The 18514-nt window shown below is 69.6% G+C and carries 15 protein-coding genes; 7 read left to right on the top strand and 8 right to left on the bottom strand.

Features of this window, described 5'->3' with window-relative positions:
- Positions 1-6 precede the first annotated feature (6 nt).
- Positions 7-3564, bottom strand: coding sequence for a PAS domain-containing hybrid sensor histidine kinase/response regulator (locus ABNQ40_RS05585; RefSeq protein ID WP_109048878.1), 3558 nt, complete (start codon positions 3562-3564; stop codon positions 7-9).
- A 497-nt stretch (positions 3565-4061) separates the two neighbouring features.
- Here ABNQ40_RS05585 and ABNQ40_RS05580 point away from each other — a divergent pair, with 497 nt between their 5' ends.
- Positions 4062-4313 carry a hypothetical protein gene (locus ABNQ40_RS05580; protein WP_109048879.1) on the top strand — a complete coding sequence of 84 codons (252 nt, stop codon included), beginning with the start codon at positions 4062-4064 and terminating at the stop codon, positions 4311-4313.
- A gap of 102 nt (positions 4314-4415) precedes the next feature.
- On the opposite strand, the gene ABNQ40_RS05575 is transcribed toward ABNQ40_RS05580, so the two are convergent.
- Together ABNQ40_RS05575 and ABNQ40_RS05570 are read right to left on the bottom strand one after the other, a co-directional pair.
- The gene (locus ABNQ40_RS05575) at positions 4416-4706 is read right to left on the bottom strand and encodes a hypothetical protein (RefSeq protein ID WP_098736280.1); all 291 of its coding nucleotides are present in this window, start codon (positions 4704-4706) and stop codon (positions 4416-4418) included.
- 94 nt (positions 4707-4800) lie between these two features.
- Complete coding sequence (locus tag ABNQ40_RS05570; protein ID WP_098736097.1) at positions 4801-5049, bottom strand: hypothetical protein; 249 nt, start codon at positions 5047-5049, stop codon at positions 4801-4803.
- A gap of 372 nt (positions 5050-5421) precedes the next feature.
- On the opposite strand from ABNQ40_RS05570, the gene ABNQ40_RS05565 reads away from it, so the two are divergent.
- Positions 5422-6060 carry a LysE family translocator gene (locus ABNQ40_RS05565; protein ID WP_109490994.1) on the top strand — a complete coding sequence of 213 codons (639 nt, stop codon included), beginning with the start codon at positions 5422-5424 and terminating at the stop codon, positions 6058-6060.
- Between the two features lie 115 nt (positions 6061-6175).
- On the top strand, positions 6176-7768 hold the full coding sequence (locus ABNQ40_RS05560) for a response regulator (RefSeq protein ID WP_109050347.1): 1593 nt from the start codon (positions 6176-6178) through the stop codon (positions 7766-7768).
- A gap of 37 nt (positions 7769-7805) precedes the next feature.
- Here ABNQ40_RS05560 and dapB read toward each other — a convergent pair whose 3' ends face one another.
- Together dapB and znuA are read right to left on the bottom strand one after the other, a co-directional pair.
- Complete coding sequence (dapB, locus tag ABNQ40_RS05555; RefSeq protein WP_109490995.1) at positions 7806-8603, bottom strand: 4-hydroxy-tetrahydrodipicolinate reductase; 798 nt, start codon at positions 8601-8603, stop codon at positions 7806-7808.
- A 103-nt stretch (positions 8604-8706) separates the two neighbouring features.
- Positions 8707-9705, bottom strand: coding sequence for a zinc ABC transporter substrate-binding protein ZnuA (gene znuA, locus ABNQ40_RS05550; protein ID WP_109050348.1), 999 nt, complete (start codon positions 9703-9705; stop codon positions 8707-8709).
- 89 nt (positions 9706-9794) lie between these two features.
- On the opposite strand from znuA, the gene znuC reads away from it, so the two are divergent.
- Together znuC and znuB are read left to right on the top strand one after the other, a co-directional pair.
- Positions 9795-10595 carry a zinc ABC transporter ATP-binding protein ZnuC gene (gene znuC, locus ABNQ40_RS05545; RefSeq protein WP_199235348.1) on the top strand — a complete coding sequence of 267 codons (801 nt, stop codon included), beginning with the start codon at positions 9795-9797 and terminating at the stop codon, positions 10593-10595.
- Positions 10588-11373 (top strand): zinc ABC transporter permease subunit ZnuB, encoded by a 786-nt coding sequence (gene znuB / locus ABNQ40_RS05540; protein ID WP_109050349.1) that lies wholly within the window; start codon positions 10588-10590, stop codon positions 11371-11373. Before znuC ends, znuB begins: the two co-directional genes overlap by 8 nt.
- Before the next feature lie 263 nt (positions 11374-11636).
- Here the strand turns inward: znuB and ABNQ40_RS05535 are convergent, their stop codons facing one another.
- Positions 11637-14237, bottom strand: coding sequence for a DNA translocase FtsK (locus tag ABNQ40_RS05535; protein WP_391345749.1), 2601 nt, complete (start codon positions 14235-14237; stop codon positions 11637-11639).
- 59 nt (positions 14238-14296) lie between these two features.
- Entirely contained in the window at positions 14297-15553 is a 1257-nt protein-coding gene (locus tag ABNQ40_RS05530; RefSeq protein WP_109050350.1) for an aminotransferase class I/II-fold pyridoxal phosphate-dependent enzyme, read from the bottom strand.
- Between the two features lie 260 nt (positions 15554-15813).
- On the opposite strand from ABNQ40_RS05530, the gene ABNQ40_RS05525 reads away from it, so the two are divergent.
- On the top strand, positions 15814-16377 hold the full coding sequence (locus ABNQ40_RS05525; protein WP_391345747.1) for a DUF2239 family protein: 564 nt from the start codon (positions 15814-15816) through the stop codon (positions 16375-16377).
- A gap of 113 nt (positions 16378-16490) precedes the next feature.
- Here ABNQ40_RS05525 and glnK read toward each other — a convergent pair whose 3' ends face one another.
- On the bottom strand, positions 16491-16829 hold the full coding sequence (glnK, locus tag ABNQ40_RS05520) for a P-II family nitrogen regulator (RefSeq protein WP_012977707.1): 339 nt from the start codon (positions 16827-16829) through the stop codon (positions 16491-16493).
- A 404-nt stretch (positions 16830-17233) separates the two neighbouring features.
- On the opposite strand from glnK, the gene ABNQ40_RS05515 reads away from it, so the two are divergent.
- On the top strand, positions 17234-18508 hold the full coding sequence (locus ABNQ40_RS05515) for a UbiH/UbiF/VisC/COQ6 family ubiquinone biosynthesis hydroxylase (RefSeq protein ID WP_098736091.1): 1275 nt from the start codon (positions 17234-17236) through the stop codon (positions 18506-18508).
- The last annotated feature ends 6 nt before the right edge of the window (positions 18509-18514 follow it).

The following is an 18514-nucleotide window of genomic DNA, read 5'->3' as shown; positions in this document are numbered from 1 at the left end:
CCAGCCTTAACGCTCGGCAACGGCCGCCGTCTGCAAGGCCGCCCCGTTCAGGAAGCGGCGCAACGACGCCGGCTTCACCGGTTTGTAGAGCACCCCGCAGCCGCAACGCTCCGCCTCCGCCCGCACCGCTTCGGAGCGGTCGGCGGTCAGCAGCAGCCCCTTGACCGGGCGGTCCCACAATTCCCGCAACCGCTCCAGAACCGCAAGCCCCGTCTGGCCGTCGCCGACGTGATAATCGACACAGACCACATCGGGAAGCGCTCCGTCGAAGGGGGCGAGCGCCGCCAGCGCCCCGGCGACATCCGATGCCGTCGCCACCCGGCAGCCCCATTGGCCGAGCAGCGCACGCAGGCCGGCCAGGATCGGCTCCTCATTGTCGATGCACAGGACCAGAAGCCCGGCCGACAGGGCGGCGGGGGTGGAGACCGGCCGGGTGACCGGGGTGGCGCGCGACTGCTCCATCGGCACCTCCACCGCGAAGCCGGTGCCGCGCCCGACGGTGGAGCGCAGACTGACGGGATGGTCGAGCAGCCGGGCGATGCGGTCGACGATGGCGAGGCCGAGGCCGAGGCCCTTGTCGGCCGGATTGCCGCCGCCGTTTTCGCCGCCCAGCCGGCGGAACTCCTCGAACACCTCGTGGCGCTTGGCCTCGGGGATGCCGGGGCCGGTGTCCCACACCTCGATGCGCAGGCGGTCGCCCCCCAGAGAATTGCCGTGAAGAGGGTCGCGGCGGCGCCGGCAGCCGAGCAGGACGCGGCCCTTCGGCGTGTAGCGGATGGCGTTGGACAGGAAGTTCTGCAACACCCGGCGCAGAAGCTGCGGGTCCGACCGCACCACCGCGCCGCAGCCCACCACCTTCAAGGTCAGCCCGCGCTCCTGCGCCAGGGCGGAAAACTCCACCCCCAGCCCGCCCAGCAACTCGTCGATGGCGAAGCTGCGCATCTTCACGCGGACATTGCCGGCGTCCAGCGAGGAGATGTCGAGCAGCCCGCCCAGCAGCATCTCGGTCGAGCGCAGGGAGGCGGCGGCGTTGTCGATCATGCCGCATTCCAACTCCCGCTGGTCGGGCGTCGGCAGCGGTCCCCGCATGCTCTCCTCCAGTGCCGAGACGAACAGGCGGGCGGCGTTCAGCGGTTGCAGCAGATCGTGGCTGGCGGCGGCGAGGAAGCGGGTCTTGCTGGCATTCGCCGCCTCGGCCTCCGCCTTCGCCTGTTGCAGCGCGTCGGTGCGCTCCTGTACGCGGTGCTCCAGGCTTTCGTTGGCCTCGCGCAGCGCCTCGGCGGCGCGGTAGCGCTCGGTCACGTCGGTGTAGGTCGAGACATAGCCGCCTTCCGGCAGCGGGTTGGCGACGATTTCCAGCACCGTGCCGTCGGGGCGCCGCCGTTCGTAACGGTAGGGCCATTGCTGGTTGGCGGTGTCGCGGTTGGTCAGCAGCGCCGTCATGTCGTGGGCGCTGTATTCGCCGCGCCGCTCGTTGAAGCGGATCAGGTCGGCGAAGGGCACGCCCACCCGCACCATGTCGGCCGGCAGGTCGAGCAGCTCCAGGTAGCGGTGGTTCCAGGCGGCGATGCGGTGGTCGGCGTCGATCACGCAGATGCCCTGGCCGATGTTCTCCAGCGTCGCCTGGAGGAGCTTGCGGTTGAAGCGCAGCGCCTCCGACGCCTCGTCCAGCATCGCCATGGCGTCGCCGCGCGACAGCGAGCGGCCCTGGAGCGAGGCGGCCATCACCACCCGCGCCGACGCCGCCCCGATGGCGCCGGCGATCAGCGTCTCGGTGAAGCGGACGGCGTCGAGGTCGGCGGGTCCGGTCTCGCCCTTGCGTCCGGCGGCGTACGCATCGAAGGCGGCGTTGCCGCGCTCCGCCCCGACAAAGCGGATGGCCAGCGCCCGCAGGTCGGCCAGCCTGGCCAGAGCCTGGGGGGTGTCGTCCTCGTCGCGGTCGGCGCTGGCGCTGGTGTAGAAGACGGCCTGGGTGCGTTCCACCGCGCTGGGGCGGGCCAGCAGCGAGCCGGCGACGAAGGCGATCAGGTTGGCCAGAAGGCTCCACAGGCTGGCGTGGGAGATGGGGTCCAGCCCCTCGATCCCGAACAGCGCCTGCGGGCGCAGCCAGCCGATGCCCCAGGGGCCGAAATCGAGGAAGGCGTCCGGCACCGGCACGATGCGCGCCATCGACGGCACCAGCAGCGTGTAGACCCACAGCAGGAAGCCGGCGCCCAGCCCGGCCAGCGCCCCCACCCGGTTGGCCCGCCGCCAGTAGAGCCCGCCGAAGAAGGCCGGCCCGAACTGCGCCACCGCGACGAAGGACAAGAGGCCGATGACGGTCAGCGGGTAATCGTGGTCGACCAGCCGGTGCATGGCATAGGCCAGCAGCAGGATGCCCACCACCGACAGCCGCCGCACCAGCAGGAGCGTGCCGACCATGTCGCGCCGGCCGACGCGGGCGGCGAAGTGCTTGCGCCTGAGCAGCAGCGGCATCACCACGTCGTTGCACAGCATGGTGCTGAGCGACACCGCGGCGACGATGACCATGCCGGTCGCCGCCGACAGGCCGCCGATGAAGGACAGCAGGCTGAAGCCGCCAGCCCCCGCCGCGATGGGCAGGGTGATCATGAAGGTGTCGGGGTTGATGCCGTCTTCGAACGTGATGAGGCCGGCGACCGCGATGGGGATCATCAGGGCGCTCAACGCCACCAGATAGGAGGGGTACATCCAGGCGGCGGCGCGCAGATGGCGGGGGCTGTCGTTCTCCACCGTCATCACATGGTACATCTGCGGCAGGCAGAGGAAGGCGATGATCGAGATCGCCGTGTTCGACCACCAGGTCGGGTCGGTGAAATCGGGCGACAGCAGCGGCTCCGCCTGCGGCCGGGCGATCAGGTCGGTGTAGCCGTCGAACATGCCCCAGACGATGAAGGCGGCCACCGCCAGGAAGACGGTCAGCTTCACCAGGCTTTCGAAGGCGATGGCCAGCATCAGGCCGCGATGATGCTCGCTGGCGTTGATGTGGCGGACGCCGAACAGGATGGTGAAGACCGCCATCGACAGCGCCACGGCAAAGGCGGTGTCGCCCCAGACCGGTGGCGGCAGCGCCGCCGGGGCGGCCAGCGAGGGGGCCGTGAGCACGTCGAAGCTGGCGGCGACCGCCTTCAGTTGCAAGGCGATGTAGGGCAGCACGCCGACCAGCGCCGTCAGCGTCACCAGCGCCGCCACCGCCTGGCTCTTGCCGTAGCGGGCGCCGATGAAGTCGGCGATGGAGGTGACGTTCTGCGCCTTGGTGATGGCGATGGTCTTGGTCAGCACCGGCCGGGCCGCCAGCAGCAGGATCATCGGCGCCAGATAGATCGGCAGGAAATCGAACCCGCTGGCCGAGGCCCGGCCGACCGAGCCGTAGAAGCTCCAGCTGGTGTTGTAGATGCACAGCGTCAGCGCAAAGAGGATGCCGGTCGCCCGCGGCGAGGCCGACAGCAGCGCGCCCCCGGCGGTGCGCCGGTCGCCCCACCAGGCGATGGCGAACAGAACCCCCAGATAGGCCGCCGAAACGGCCAGCACCAGCCAACTCTGCACGACCGACGGACCTCTTTGGGGTGGGAAGGGGGAGCTGTGCGACGACCCTATCGCAATGCTCCCGCCGCCAACAACGGGCGGGCTCGCCATTGCTCAGAAACTGTGCAGAGCTGAACGAAGGTAGGGGGCACAAATGGTTTGTTGATGGAACTATTCTGCACCTGCCGGACGCCGCCGTCCCGGTCGCCGCTGGTGCGACGGCTGGCGTTCCCGCCCCGGTCCTGGGCATACGCCCAAGGCCGCCCAAGGGTCCGGGGACCGCCGAAGCGGCCGTTTCCGTCTTCCTCCCTCGTACGGGGACGGCCGCTTCGGCGCCTGCCGTCCGGCCCCGCCGGCAATGGGACAAACGGGGGTCCCTGTCGGTTTACTGCGTCGTCATCGCTGGGAAAGCGTCGCGAACGGCCCAATCTATGGCAAGATGGTCCATCGTAAGGGAGCCCGGCCGTCGGTGCCGGCCCCGGTGCGTGGCCTGAAACGGAAGACGGACGCCCAAGAGAATGCTGATCGACGCCTATTTGGGGTTCCGGGTCGGGGACGTGGTCCTGGACCGTGCGGAGCTTGCGGCCGGCACCGCCACCATCAAGGAGATCCACGTCGTTCCCTGTGACTGGGCGCATGGCCTGACCGGCATCGCCGTGATGGAGAACGGCGCCGAGCGTTTCATCGTCCAGCTGAAGAAGGTGCGCCCCACCGAGGAAGAGGTCGAGACCGAAAGCAATGTCCGGCCGCTGCGCCACCGCGCGCGCTGAACCCTGTGTCCGGCATGGCAAGGCCCGCCGCTCCGGATCGGAGCGGCGGGCCTTTGCTTTTTTGGCGGGAGCGGTGCCCGCCGGCCCGTCAGTGACGGGGCTTCAGTGACGAAGCTGGACTCGCCCGCCGTTCCTGCGCGCGTCATCGACGCTGGCGATGGCGGGAAGGCCGCGCAGGAAGGCGGCGCCGGTGTCGGTCGCCTCGAACAGGACATGGCCCTGGCGGTCCTGGCCGCGGAAACGGGCCTCGGTCGCCATGCCGGCATTGCGGACGGCGGCCGACAGGTCGGACACGGCCTTCCAGATGCGGGCACGGTGTTCGGCGGCGCTGGAACAGCCGGTCGCATCCGCGACGGCCAGCGTTACGGTAAAGGAATGAAGCTCGATCGCCATGGTGGCACCACGGAACTTGGAGTGCGGGGTTCGGTAAACCCGGATCGTTCCGGCCATCGGCCGGATACGGCGCCGGCCCTTGGGATCGAGAAACTCAGTCGTAACGGGGAAGCTTCGACAGGACGATGTCGCTGATGAGGCCGCGGAGCTGGCTGACCGGGAGCTGTTCGACCGGAATGCTGACAGCGCGGGCGTAGGTCTCGCAAACGTGCCAGGCGTGGTCGGGTTCGACCAGGATGTGCCGGGCGAGATCATGTTCGTCGGCGTTCGCCCGTCCGGGGAGCGCCTTTTCACAGGCCAGAGCGGTTTGCACCATATCGCTGGCCAGATTGTGCAGGTTCATGGATGGCACCTTCCCATGCTCGGGGAATCGTTGGGATCACAAACAAACTAGACCTTCGTTCCGGATTCCACAATGGTGCCTATGACGTTCGGCTGTGACAATTCGACGATGGAGCCACAACCGGCGCCTGGGCGATGCCGCCGCGGACCGGCCAATACCGGGACCAACATAGGTCGCGACGAATTATTCCGCCTGTGACCGTTTCGCGGGTCTGACGCGGCAAATTTCGGCCGGCTCGTCCGCCACTACGCTCTTGCGTCGGGATGGCTTTTGCCTATGGGCGCCACGGTCCGTTCCGCCTCCAACGCCATTGCGCAAGCCTGCCGGCTGTGGATTGATGAGTGGGTCACCATCCATACCGGAGACTGCACCATGTCCGCCGACCTGTGGCTCGCCTTCGCTGCCGCCTCCGCCATCATGCTGATGATCCCGGGGCCGACGGTGCTGATCGTCGTCTCCTATGCCTTGGGCCATGGGCGGAAATCGGCCATGGCGACGGTGGCCGGGGTGGCGCTGGGCGATTTCACGGCGATGACCGCCTCCATGCTGGGGCTGGGGGTGCTGCTGTCGACCTCGGCGGCGCTGTTCACCCTGCTGAAATGGGCGGGCGCCGCCTATCTCCTCTATCTCGGCATCAAGCTGTGGCGGGCGCCGGTCCGGGACACGGAGGCGGTGGCCGACGACTCGGCAGGGGAGCAGGGGGTGCGGCCCTGGCGCATGATGCTGCACACCTATGCCGTCACCGCGCTGAACCCCAAGAGCATCGTCTTCTTCGTCGCCTTCCTGCCGCAGTTCCTCGACGCCGGCCGGCCGCTGGCCGGGCAGATGGTGGTGATGGAGGCGACCTTCCTGGTGCTGGCGACGCTGAACGCCGCCGGCTATGCCCTGCTGGCCTCGGCGGCGCGGCGCGCGGTCAGAACCCCGTCGGTGCAGCGGACGGTCAACCGGGTCGGCGGTTCGCTGCTGATGGGTGCCGGGCTGCTGACCGTCGCCTGGAAGCGGACGGCCTGAACCGGTTCATTGACAAATCATTATAACTTCACCGAAAATTGTCTGCGAATGGGGTGATGCACGCGCCGGTAATTTTTTGACGCCGGCCAAGGCGAATCGATCCGCGGGGGCGGTGATGGTCGACGGGGGCAAAGGGGCCGACAGGGCGGACACTCTCCGGCGGGACTCTGCCGGGGATGTTCTGGAATTCGCCGCCGAAGCGGAGGGGACCGCCGACGGCGGGCGGCGCAATCCACCCTGGCCGATCCTGATCGTCGATGACGACCACGAGGTCCACGCCATCACCCGCGTCGTGCTGGGCGAGATGATGTTCGAGGAGCGGCCGGTCCGCTTCCTGTCCGCCTACACCGCAAGGCAGGCGCGGTCGCTGCTGGCCGAGCATCCGGGCATCGCCGCCATCCTGCTGGACGTGGTGATGGAGACCGACGATGCCGGGCTGAAGCTGGTCCGCCACATCCGCGAGGAGATGGGCAACCGGCAGATCCGCATCATCCTGCGCACCGGCCAGCCCGGGCAGGCGCCCGAACGGCAGGTGATCGACACCTACGACATCAACGATTACAAGGCGAAGAGCGAACTGACGGCGCAGAAGCTCTACACTGCGGTGGTCGCCGCATTGCGCTCCTACCAGCACATCGCCACCATCGAGCATGGCCGCCAGGGGCTGGAGCGGGTGATGGAGGCGGCCGACCATCTGGCCGGACTGCGCTCGCGCCCGCAGTTCCTGGCCGGGCTGGTCGGGCGGGCGGCGGCGCTGGCGACCGGTGCCCACTCCGCCCTGCTGTGCGCCGCCGGGGAGGACGGGCAGCCGTCCATCGTCGCGGAGGCCGGGCTGCCGCCCGACCTGCCACCGGAGGCGGCCACCGACATGCTGCCGGCGGAGGCCGCGGCCACGATCATGGCGGCGCTGGCCGACGGGCAGACGCGCTGGAGCGACCGCTGCGGAGTCGCCGTGCTGCGCGGCCGCGATGCGCCGCCGCTGGCGCTCTGCCTGCTGGGCGGCCCCTTCGCCGCGGGCGACCGGCCGCTGGTGGAGCTGCTCTGCGCCAAGGCGGCGGTCGGGCTGGACAATCTGCGGCTTTACGAGCGGCTGAACCAGGCACAGATCGCCACCGTCCATGCGCTGGGCAAGCTGGCCGAATACAAGGACGAGGTCACCGGCGACCATGTGAAGCGGCTGGGCCGCTGGGCCACCGCCATCGCCCGCGAACTCCAGGTCCGCAACATTTTCGCGCACGAGCTGGACGACTGGTTCTGCGACACCATCGGGCTGGCCAGCGTGCTGCACGATGTCGGCAAGGTCGGCATCCCCGACGCCATCCTGCGCAAGCCGGGCCGGCTGGACGAGGCGGAGATGACGGTGATGCGCGAGCATGCCGCCATCGGCGGCAGCATCCTGCGCGATGCCTGCGGCGGCGACCGCCACGGCTATCTGTCGATGGGCGCGGAGATCGCCGAGAGCCATCATGAGAAGTTCGACGGCAGCGGCTATCCGAAGGGGCTGGCCGGCGACGCCATTCCGCTGGCCGGCCGCATCGTCGCCGTCGCCGACGTGTTCGACGCCCTGCTGCACCGCCGCCCCTACAAGAAGGCGTGGGACATCGCCGAGGTGTTGGACCTGCTGCGGGCGGAGGCCGGCAGCCATTTCGACCCGCGGGTGGTCGACGCTTTCCTGACGGTGCTGGAACGCGACGGGGCGGGGACGTAACACCCGCCGCCCCATCCAGCTTTAAGGAGGCCGGTTTTCAGACGCCCAGCACGTCGCGCATGCTATAGAGGCCCGGCGTCTTGTCCTGCGCCCACAGGGCGGCGCGGACGGCGCCCTTGGCGTAGATCCCGCGGCCCGACGCCTTGTGGGTCAGTTCGACCCGCTCGCCCTCGCTGGCGAAGAACACGGTGTGGTCGCCGATCACGTCGCCGCCGCGCAGCGTGGCGAAGCCGATCTCGCCGCGCGGACGGGCGCCGGTGTGGCCGTCGCGCACCTTCTGCCAGACTTCCTCCAGCGCCACCCCACGGCCGGCCGCCGCGGCGCGGCCGAGGCCCAGCGCGGTGCCCGACGGCGCATCGACCTTGCGGCGGTGGTGCATCTCCAGGATGTCGATGTCGTAGTCGTCGTCCAGCGCGTGGGCGACCTGCTCGACCAGAGCCAGCAGCAGGTTGACACCCAGCGACATGTTGGGCGACTGGACGATGGCGGTGTGGGTGGCTGCGGTGGCGATGGCCGCCTGCTGCGACGGGTTGAGGCCGGTGGTGCCGACGACCAGCACGGTCTCCGACTGGGCGGCGAGCGCGGCGTGCCGCTCCGTCGAGTCCGGGCTGGTGAAGTCGATCACCGCGTCGGCCTCGGCGAAGAGTGCGACCGGGTCGTCGATGGCGGTCACGCCCAGCGGGTCGATCCCGGCCAGGATGCCCAGATCCTTGCCCAGCGCCGGACCGCCCAGCCGCTCGGTCCCGCCGGCCAGCGTGCAGCCCGCGGTTGCCGCGATCTCGCGCACCAGCATCTGGCCCATGCGCCCAGCGCACCCGACGACACCGATCTTCATGACGCCCATCCTCTGTTCAACGCTTGCGGCCAGCTCTTCCGGCCAGATCTTCCAGCCGTACTTTCCCGCCCTCCCAGCGGTTTAGCACAGGCCCGGCCGTGGCTTAAGCGCCAAGGCAGCCGCGCAGCGATGCGGCGAGGTTGCGCATCAGGGTGGGGTAGAGCGCCTCGCCCTCCGGCAGGTCGGCGCCTTCGGGGTCGAGCACCCCGGTTTTGGCCTTGGTGCCTTCCACCACCGTGCGGACCAGCGTCGGCTCGAACTGCGGTTCGGCGAAGACGCAGGCGGCGTTCAGCCCGGCGATCTTGGCGCGGATCGCCGACAGCCGCTTGGCCGACGGGCGGCGATCCGGGCTGACGGTGATGGAACCGACCGCCGACAGGTCGTAGCGCGCCTCGAAATACTGGTAGGCGTCGTGGAAGACGACGAAGGGCTTGTCCTTCAGCGGCGCCAGCGTGGCTTTCAGTTCGGCATCCAGCGCGTCGATGGCCTGGAGCGTGCGGTCGGCGTTGGTGCGGTAGGCCTCCGCATCGGCCGGATCCCTGGCGGCCAGCGCGTCCGCCGTCGCGGTGACGATGGCGCGGGCGTTGGCGGGATCGAGCCAGATGTGGCTGTTCAGCTCGTCATGGTCGTCGTCGTGATCCGCAGCGTGGTCATGGCCCTTGTGGTCGTGATCCTTGTGGCCGTGCTCTTCATGCCCATGGTCATGTGCCTCCCAGGCGCCGCCTTCGCGTGTCTGCAGCAGGGTCAGGCCCGTCTGCTCCATCAGGGTCAGCCGCGTCGCCTTCGGTGCGTTGGCCTTCAGCGGCTTTTCCAGGAACCCTTCCAGTTCGGGACCGACCCAGACCACCAGATCGGCGGCCGACAGCGCCTTCGCATCCGACGGCTTCATCGTGTAGCTGTGCGGCGAGGCGCCGCCGCGGACCAGCAGGACCGGGTCGCCCACCCCACGCATGACCGCGGCGACCAGCGAATGGATCGGCTTGATCGACACCACGACCTTCGGTGCCTCGGCCCAGGCCGGCAGGGCGGCGGTGGCGCTGGTGGTGGCGACAAGAGCGCTCAGGGTGCCGGTCAGAAAGCTGGACAGGGCAAATCGACGCATGGGAGGGATCCTCTAGACTTGCTGGACAGGCTTCCGGTTTCAGCGCATAGGGAAACCGGTTTCACTTTGGTGTCACGTTATAACGTAACATGTCAACACCGTACCCAAGCCGGGATAGCTCCGCCCTCTTCGCCGGCCCGCTCGCCTGGACCGAGGATCTGACCGTCCGTTTCGGCAGCCGCACCGTGCTGGACCGCGTCAACATCGCCGTCGAGCCGGGCGAAGTGGTGACGCTGATCGGCCCGAACGGCGCCGGCAAGACGACGCTGGTGCGCGCCGTGCTGGGGCTGACGGCGCCCGACGGCGGGCGGGTGCTGCGGCGTCCGAACCTGCGCGTCGGCTACATGCCGCAGAAGCTGTCGGTGGACCAGACGCTGCCGCTGACCGTGCGCCGGTTCCTGGCGCTGTGGCGTCCGGTGACCGCAGATCAGGTGGCGGCGGCGCTGGAGGAGGCCGGGGTGACGCGGCTTGCCGACTCGGCGGTGCAGACGATTTCCGGCGGCGAGATGCAGCGGGTGCTGCTGGCCCGCGCCCTGCTGGGCGAGCCGGACCTGCTGGTGCTCGACGAGCCCGACCAGGCGGTGGACGTGCATGGGCAGGCGGAGCTGTTCAACCGCATCGCCCAGGTGCGGCAGCGGCGCGGCTGCGGCGTGCTGCTGGTCAGCCACGACCTGCACACGGTGATGGCGCGCACCGACCGGGTGATCTGCCTGAACGCCCATGTCTGCTGTTCCGGCCGGCCGGAGGATGTCAGCCGGCACCCGGAATACCACGCCCTGTTCGGCGGCCATGCCCGCGACCTCGCGGTCTATGTCCACCACCACGACCATGCCCATGCCGAGGACGGCAAGGTCGTGCACGACCATGACGGGGACTGCTGCCATGGATGAGTTCGTGATCCGCGCCCTGCTGGCCGGCGGCGGCATCGCCCTGCTGGCCGGGCCTCTGGGCTCCTTCGTGGTGTGGCGGCGCATGGCCTATTTCGGCGACACGCTGTCCCATTCCGCCCTGCTGGGGGTGACGCTGGGCTTCCTGCTGGGCGTCAATCCGATGATCGGCGTGATGGTGGTCTGCGTGTCGCTGGCGCTGGCGCTGGTGGCGTTGCAGCGCCGCCGCCATCTGGCGGCCGACACGCTGCTGGGCATCCTGTCGCACGGCTCGCTGTCGCTGGGGCTGGTGGCGCTGGCCTTTCTGGAGACGCTGCGCGTCGATCTGATGGCCTACCTGTTCGGCGACATCCTGTCGGTGACCGATGGCGACCTGATGGCGATCTATGGCGGCGGCGCGGTGGCGCTGACCGGGCTGGCGCTGCTGTGGCGCCGGCTGCTGGCGGTGACGGTGGACGAGGATCTGGCGCGGGTGGAGGGCATGCCGGTCGATGCCCTGCGGCTGGCCTTCATGCTGCTGATCGCGCTGGTGATCGCCATCGCCATGAAGATCGTCGGTATCCTGCTGATCACCTCGCTGCTGATCATCCCGGCGGCATCCGCCCGCCGCTTCGCCCGCACGCCGGAAGGAATGGCGGCGCTGGCGTCGGTCCTGGGCATCCTGGCGGTGATCGCCGGAATCTTGGCTTCGCTGAACTGGGATCTGCCGGGGGGGCCGAGCGTGGTGGTGGCTGCCGCCGCGCTGTTCCTGCTGGGATCGCTGGTGCCGTTGCGGCGCTGACGCGAAGCATCGTGCCGGCAGCACCATAGTCCCCCGGCGGACGCAGTGGCGGACTGGCCGCCACTGCCGCCATACCAAGGGAGGGCTGGAGGATGGAGAAGATCCTCACTCTCCTGATCCTGGTGCTGGAGATCGTCAAGCGGCTGCTTGACCTTCTGACGCACTAAGATCGGGCGGGCGGGCCGGGGAATGCCGTCCTCGGCCCGCCTACCCCCGATATTGGTGCGGCACCCCATCGCTGTCAACGGGCAGCCCGAAACCACTCAGTCGTCGATGTTGCGGGCCAGGACTTCGCGCTTGCCGGAGTGGTTGGGCTTGCTCACCACCCCTTCGGTCTCCATCCGCTCGATCAGGCGGGCGGCGGAGTTGTAGCCGATGCGCAGCTGACGCTGGATGAAGCTGGTCGAGGCCTTGCGCTCGCGGCAGACCACCGCCACCGCCTTGTCGTAGAGGTCGTCGCCCGACCCGCCGCCGGTGCCGGGCAGGGCGCCGTCGTCGAAGGACTCCTCGCCCTCCTCGTCCTCCAGGATGGCGTCGACATAGTTCGGCTCGCCCTGGGCCTTGAGGAACCTGACGATCTGCTCGACCTCGTGGTCGGAGACGAAGGGGCCGTGGACGCGGGTGATGCGGCCGCCGCCGGCCATGTAGAGCATGTCGCCCTGGCCCAGCAGCTGTTCGGCGCCCTGCTCGCCCAGGATGGTGCGGCTGTCGATCTTGCTGGTGACCTGGAAGCTGATGCGGGTCGGGAAGTTGGCCTTGATGGTGCCGGTGATGACGTCGACCGACGGGCGCTGCGTCGCCATGATCAGGTGGATGCCGGCGGCGCGCGCCATCTGGGCGAGGCGCTGGATCGCCGCCTCAATGTCCTTGCCGGCGACCAGCATCAGGTCGGCCATCTCGTCGACGATGACCACGATGTAGGGCAGCTCGGTCAGGTCGAGCGGCTGCTCCTCGAACAGCGGCTTGCCGGTGTCGGGGTCGAAGCCGGTCTGGACGCGGCGGGTCAGCGACTCGCCGCCCTCGCGCGCCTCGCGCAGGCGGGCGTTGTAGCCCTCGATGTTGCGCACGCCCAGCTTGGACATGTTGCGGTAGCGGTCCTCCATCTCCCGCACCGTCCATTTCAGCGCGACCACCGCCTTCTTGGGATCGGTGACGACGGGGGTCAGCAGATGGGGGATGCCTTCATAGACCGACAGTTCCAGCATCTTGGGGTCGATCATGATGAAGCGGCAGCGCTCCGGCGGCAGCCGGTAGAGCAGCGACAGGATCATCGTGTTGATCGCCACCGACTTGCCCGAGCCGGTGGTGCCGGCGACCAGCAGGTGGGGGAAGCGGGCAAGGTCGGCGACCACCGGCTGGCCGCCGATGTCCTTGCCGAGAGCCAGCGCCAGCTTGCCGCCATGCTTGTCGAAGCCTTCCGCCGCCATCAGCTCGCGCAGCAGCACGGTCTCGCGCTTGGCGTTGGGCAGCTCGACGCCGATGACGTTGCGGCCGGGGACCACGGCGACGCGGACCGACACCGCGCTCATCGAGCGGGCGATGTCGTCGGCAAGGCCGATGACGCGGGAGGATTTGGTGCCGGGGGCCGGTTCCAGCTCGTACAGGGTGACGACCGGGCCGGGATGGACCTTCTGGATCTCGCCGCGCACGCCGAAATCGCCCAGCACGCCTTCCAGCTGGCTGGCATTGCGCTGAAGCGCCGCCTCGTCCAGCTGTTCGCCGCGGATGCCGGTCGGCGGAACCTGCAGCAGGTCGAGCGGCGGCAGCTCGTAGCCCTGCGGACCCTCCTCCTCGCCCAGCGGCAGGCGGCTCTGGCGCGGGTCCGATTTGTCGCCCTTGTTCTCCGGTGCGGCGGATTTGGGCGGGGTGACGATGGGAACGGTGCGTGCCGGCTTGTCGGCTCCGCTGGTGGCGGCGGCCGGGCTTGCCGCGGTGCCGGTCGTCGGCGGAATCCGGCCGGCGTCGAGGCCGGCGGGGGGAAGCGGCGTCACCTGAACGGCTTCGTCGAAGCGCGGGATGTCGCGTTTGTCGCCGCGCAGCGAGGCGTCCACCGCGACCGAGGCGGCCTGCGCGGCAGTGCGGCCGTGGCGGCGCAGGGAGTCCACGCCGTTGCGGGCGCCCTGGCGGATCAGGCGGACGCCGTTGACCATGCCGCGGCCGAGCGCGCGGAAGCTGGCGATCCATTCGCCGATCGACAGCCCGGCCGCCAGGAACAGCACCAGCCCGCCGCCCACCGCGGCGACGGTCGCCACCATCGGCTCGGCCCCGAACAGGTTGCCGACCCCGCGCAGCAGCACCTGGCCGATGCTGCCGCCCGGAAGCGGGGCCAGCGGATCGGTGGAGGCGTCGGTCAGGCCGGCCAGCGCCATCGCCACCAGGAACACGCCCCACAGCGCCAGGACGGTGCGGAACAGCGGGTTGCCGAGCTTGCGCTGGGCCCCCAGCCGCCAGCCCCAGAACATCGGCACCAGCGCGATGACGAAGGCGGCCCAGCCCAGCGACTGGATCAGCAGGTCGGCGGCATAGGCGCCGGGGATGCCGAACAGGTTGTGCGCGCCTCCCGCCGTGGCGGGGACCGAGTTCAGCGAGGCGTCATGCGGGTCGTAGCTGCCCAGCAGCACCATCAGCAGCAGTCCGAACAGCCCCAGCACGAACCCCATCGCCTCGCGCGCGCGGGCGACGACGAAGGCGCGCATGGCCGGCGAGAAGAAGGGCGGCTTTTCCTGCCGGTTGCGGCCGGAGCGCATGCGGTCCTTCCCCGGCTCCTTCGCGGCCTCGCGGGGCGCTCCCTTGCGCGGGCTGGGGGCGGGCCGTCCCAGGCTGGGCCGGGGGCGCGCGGAGGAGGGGCCGGCGGGTCGGGCCATGGGACGGGAACCTCGTGCTGTAGAAACCGAAACTGAAAGCTGAGACCGGCCGGAACCGGTCAGCCGAGAATGCGGACGATGGACGCGCAGGCCTGGGCGACGGTGTCAGTGTCCTGCACCAGGGCGACGCGGATGAAGGCCTCGCCGGGGTTCGGCTCGCCGGGGTTGCTGCGCGACAGATAGGCGCCGGGCAGGACGCGGACCGCGCCCTCCGCCCACAGCCGCTTGGCGGCCTCCTCGCCGTTGCCGACCTCCAGCCAGAGGAAGAAGCCGCCGGCCGGGCGGTGATAGCCGTAGCGGCCGCCCAACTCCGCCTCCGCCGCCGCGAACTTGGCGCGGTAGGCGGCGCGGTTCTCCTCCACATGGGCCTCGTCGCGCCACAGCGCGGTGCTGGCGGCCAGGATCGGCAGCGGCATGCCGGCACAGCCGTAGCTGCGCAGGCGGGAGAAGCGGCCGATCAGCGCCGGGTCGCCGGCGACGAAGCCGGAGCGCAGGCCGGCGGCGCTCGACCGCTTGGACAGGGAATGGAAGACCAGCAGGTTGGACCAGGGCTTGCCGTCCTTATACGGCAGGCTGGCCGCGACCTGGAGCGCGCCGGCCGGCGGGGCGTCCAGCCAGATCTCGGCATAGCATTCGTCGACCGCCAGCACGAAACCATACTGCCGCGCCAGAGCGATGGCCTTGGCGAGATAGGCCGGCGTCGCCGCGGCCCCTTGCGGGTTGGCGGGGGTGCAGAGGTAGAAGAGCGCCGTGCGCTCCAGCAGCTCCGGCGTCAGTGCGTCGAGGTCGGGCAGGAAGCCGGTCTCGCGCGTTGCCGACAGGAACACCGGCTCCGCCCCCGCCATCACGGCGGCCCCCTCATAGGGCGCATAGAAGGGGTTGGGCATCAGCACCGCCGGCTGGCGCCCGGCCTTCTGCGTCGGCACCGCCAGCAGGGCCAGCATGAACAGCGCCTCGCGCGTGCCGGACAGCGGCAGGATGGAGCTGTCGGCATGCAGCAGCCCGGTCGGCAGATCGTAGCGGCGGGTCAGCCAGTCACCGGTCGCGGCGCGGAACTCCGGCGTGCCGCCGACCGGCGGATACTTGTTCCAGCCGGATGCGCCGGCGCGCAGCGTCTCCTCGATGATGGCGGGCGGAGTGTGCTGCGGCTCGCCCACCGTCAGCAGGACGGGAGCGACGTTGGCGCGCGGGGTGATCGGCGCCAGCAGATTGGCCAGCCGGGTGAAGGGATAATCGGTCAGCAGGTCGAGCCGGTCGTTGCCGATCGCCTCGGTGAAGACGGCACCGCTGTTGACGCTGAAATCCGCAGAAACCATGGCGACCGCAACCCTCTTCGCAACCCCGGATGCCGCACCCCGGCCCGGGGAGGCGGCCATGTCTTCGATGAGGGACCGATCCTATCGGCGGGGCACGGGGGGCACAAGCGCCCAGAACCTTTGGGCGCGGCGGGTGGCCGAACGGTCACAGGAGACGGAAGACAGTGTCCTTACGGGCCGCCCCTCTATTTCATCCGGGCGATATTGACGCCGGATTTTTATCCGGGTAAAATGTGCTCCTCACGACAGGAGTTCCGACCATGTCCGTCACCGCCGAAACCCTCTGCACCGCCTTCCGCGGCGAGCGCCGCCTGGCCGCCGGGGATGCGCTGAGCGTTGCGCGGGCGGTGCGGGCGGCACTGGATGCGGAGCCGGATGGGCCGCCGGTGCTGGTGTTCGACGATGCCACCGGCAAGGTGGTCGACATCGACCTGCGGGGAAGCGATGACGAGCTTGCGTGGCGTCTCTCGCCGCCGCCGCGGGGGCCTGGACGGCCGAAGCTGGGCGTGGTCGCGCGGGAGGTGACGCTGCTGCCGCGCCATTGGGACTGGCTGAACGCCCAGCCGGGCGGCGCGTCGGTGGCGTTGCGCAAGCTGGTGGACGAGGCGCGCAAGGGCGGCGAGGCGAAGGACCGGGTGCGCCGGGCGCAGGAGACCGCCTACCGTGTCATGCTGGAACTGGCCGGCGACCGTCCGGGCTATGAGGAGGCGGTGCGGGCGCTCTATGCCGCGGACCGCGCGCGGTTCGAGGCGCTGACGGCGGACTGGCCGGCCGACGTGCGCGACTATGCCGGTGCGATGGCAGCGGATGTCTTCGGCGACTGAGGATGGCGACCGAGGGATAAGAAGCCGGCTGAAGATGTGAGGACAGGCGCGCGGGAAGCGCGCCCGCCGGGTCCGTTCCCGCCGGAAGGAGCGGACCCCGAGGGTCGGCGGCCTTACAGCGCCTCGGCGTTGGTCTCGCCGGTGCGGATGCGCACGGCCTGGGCGATCTCCAGCACGAAGATCTTGCCGTCGCCGATGCGGCCGGTGTTGGCGGCCTTCTGGATCGCCTCGACAACCTGCTCGTACTGGTCGTCGGACACGGCGACCTCGACCTTCACCTTGGGCAGGAAGCTCACGGAATATTCGGCGCCGCGGTAGATTTCCGTCTGGCCCTTCTGGCGGCCGAAGCCTTTGACCTCGCTGACGGTCAGGCCCTGGATCCCGAGCGACGTCAGCGCCTCGCGCACTTCGTCGAGCTTGAACGGCTTGATGATGGCCATAACCAGTTTCATGTGGCTTCCCCTTAAAGCGTTGTTCCGGCCGCGTGCAAGGCTGTGGCAGCCCCGTTGCGGTTCCAGTCCGGCCCGACACCGTACCGTTCCCCCGCCGTTGGCCCAAGCCTGTTCGCGTCGACCGCAAAAATCAACGATTACAAGAATCGTGCCGGTTGAAATGCGCTGCAACGATGGGAATATGCCTGTTGATTGGGCGCCCAAAAAGGCGGCATTTGCCCAAAATACGTCCAGCGACAATCTGTCCGGCGGTCTGCCTGTGCCGGGCTGGGACTGGACACTGGACAGGACGCCGCAGTGCGACAATTGTCTGATCGCGGCGTCACCGGTGAGGTCCAGGGGCAAGGCTCAAGTCCCGCCGGCGGCCGGCACAGGCATTTTAAGGCGAGAAGGCAGCGAGCATCATGGCCGTACCGGGCACCGAATCGGGCAACGCGACCGTCCCCCCGCAGGGCGGAGACATCACCACGGAGGTCGTGGTGCTGGGCGGCGGCCTGGCCGGGCTGACCATGGCGGCGGCGCTGGCCGGTGCCGGCGTGCCGGTGGTCTGCATCGACCAGGACAGCCCCGAGCGCATGGGCGAACGGGATTTCGACATCCGCACGACGGCGATCTCCTACGCCTCGAAGATGGTGCTGGATGCGGCGGGCGTGTGGCACCACATGGCCGACAAGGCCGGCCCGATGCTGGACATCCGCATCGCCGACCAGTTCTCGCCGCTGTTCATCCATTACGACCACACCGAGCTGGCGATGGAGGGCAAGCACCAGCCCTTCGGCTGGATCCTGGACAACAAGGACATCCGCCACGCCCTGTTCACCCGCGCGGCCGAACTGCCGGGGCTGGTCCATCTGGCGCCGGCCAAGGCGGTGACGGTGGAGCGGACGCGGTCCGGCGTGTCGGTCCGGCTGGCCGACGGGCGCACCGTGCGCGGCCGGCTGCTGGTCGGCGCCGACGGGCGGCGGTCGATGGCGCGCGACAGCGCCGGGATCAGGGTGCGGCGCTGGTCTTACGACCAGAGCGCCATCATCTGCACCATCCGCCACACCGAGCCGAACAAGGGCGTCGCGGTCGAGCATTTCCTGCCCAACGGCCCCTTCGCCGTCCTGCCGATGACGGACAACCGCTGCTCCATCGTGTGGAGCGAGAAGACCTCGCTGGTCGACACCTATCTGAAGCTGCCCGACGACCAGTTCGTCGACGAGCTGCAACGGCGCTCCGGCGGCTATCTCGGCGAGATCACGCTGCTGACCAAGCGCGAGGCTTGGCCGCTGTCGGTCCTGCTGGCCGACCGCTTCATCGCCGACCGGCTGGCCCTGGTGGGGGAGGCGGCGCACGCCATCCACCCCATCGCCGGCCAGGGGCTCAATCTCGGCATGCGCGACGTCGCGGCCCTGGCCGAGGTGGTGGTCGATGCCTATCGCCTGGGGCTGGACGTCGGCGGGCCGGAGGTGCTGGCCCGCTTCCAGCGTTGGCGCCGGTTCGACACCGTGCTGCTGGCGGCGGTGTGCGACGGGCTGGTCCATCTGTTCTCCAACAGCATCCCGCCGGTGAAGCTGGCGCGCGACCTGGGCATGGCGGTGATCAACCGGCTGCCGCCGGTCAAGCGCTTCTTCATGAAGCACGCCATGGGCGTGGTCGGCGACCTGCCGCGGATGATCAAGGGCCAGCCTCTTTAAGCAGCC

This window comes from Azospirillum sp. A23 (assembly GCF_042938965.1).
GTDB lineage: Bacteria > Pseudomonadota > Alphaproteobacteria > Azospirillales > Azospirillaceae > Azospirillum > Azospirillum melinis.
This window is presented reverse-complemented; position numbering and strand designations above follow the sequence as displayed.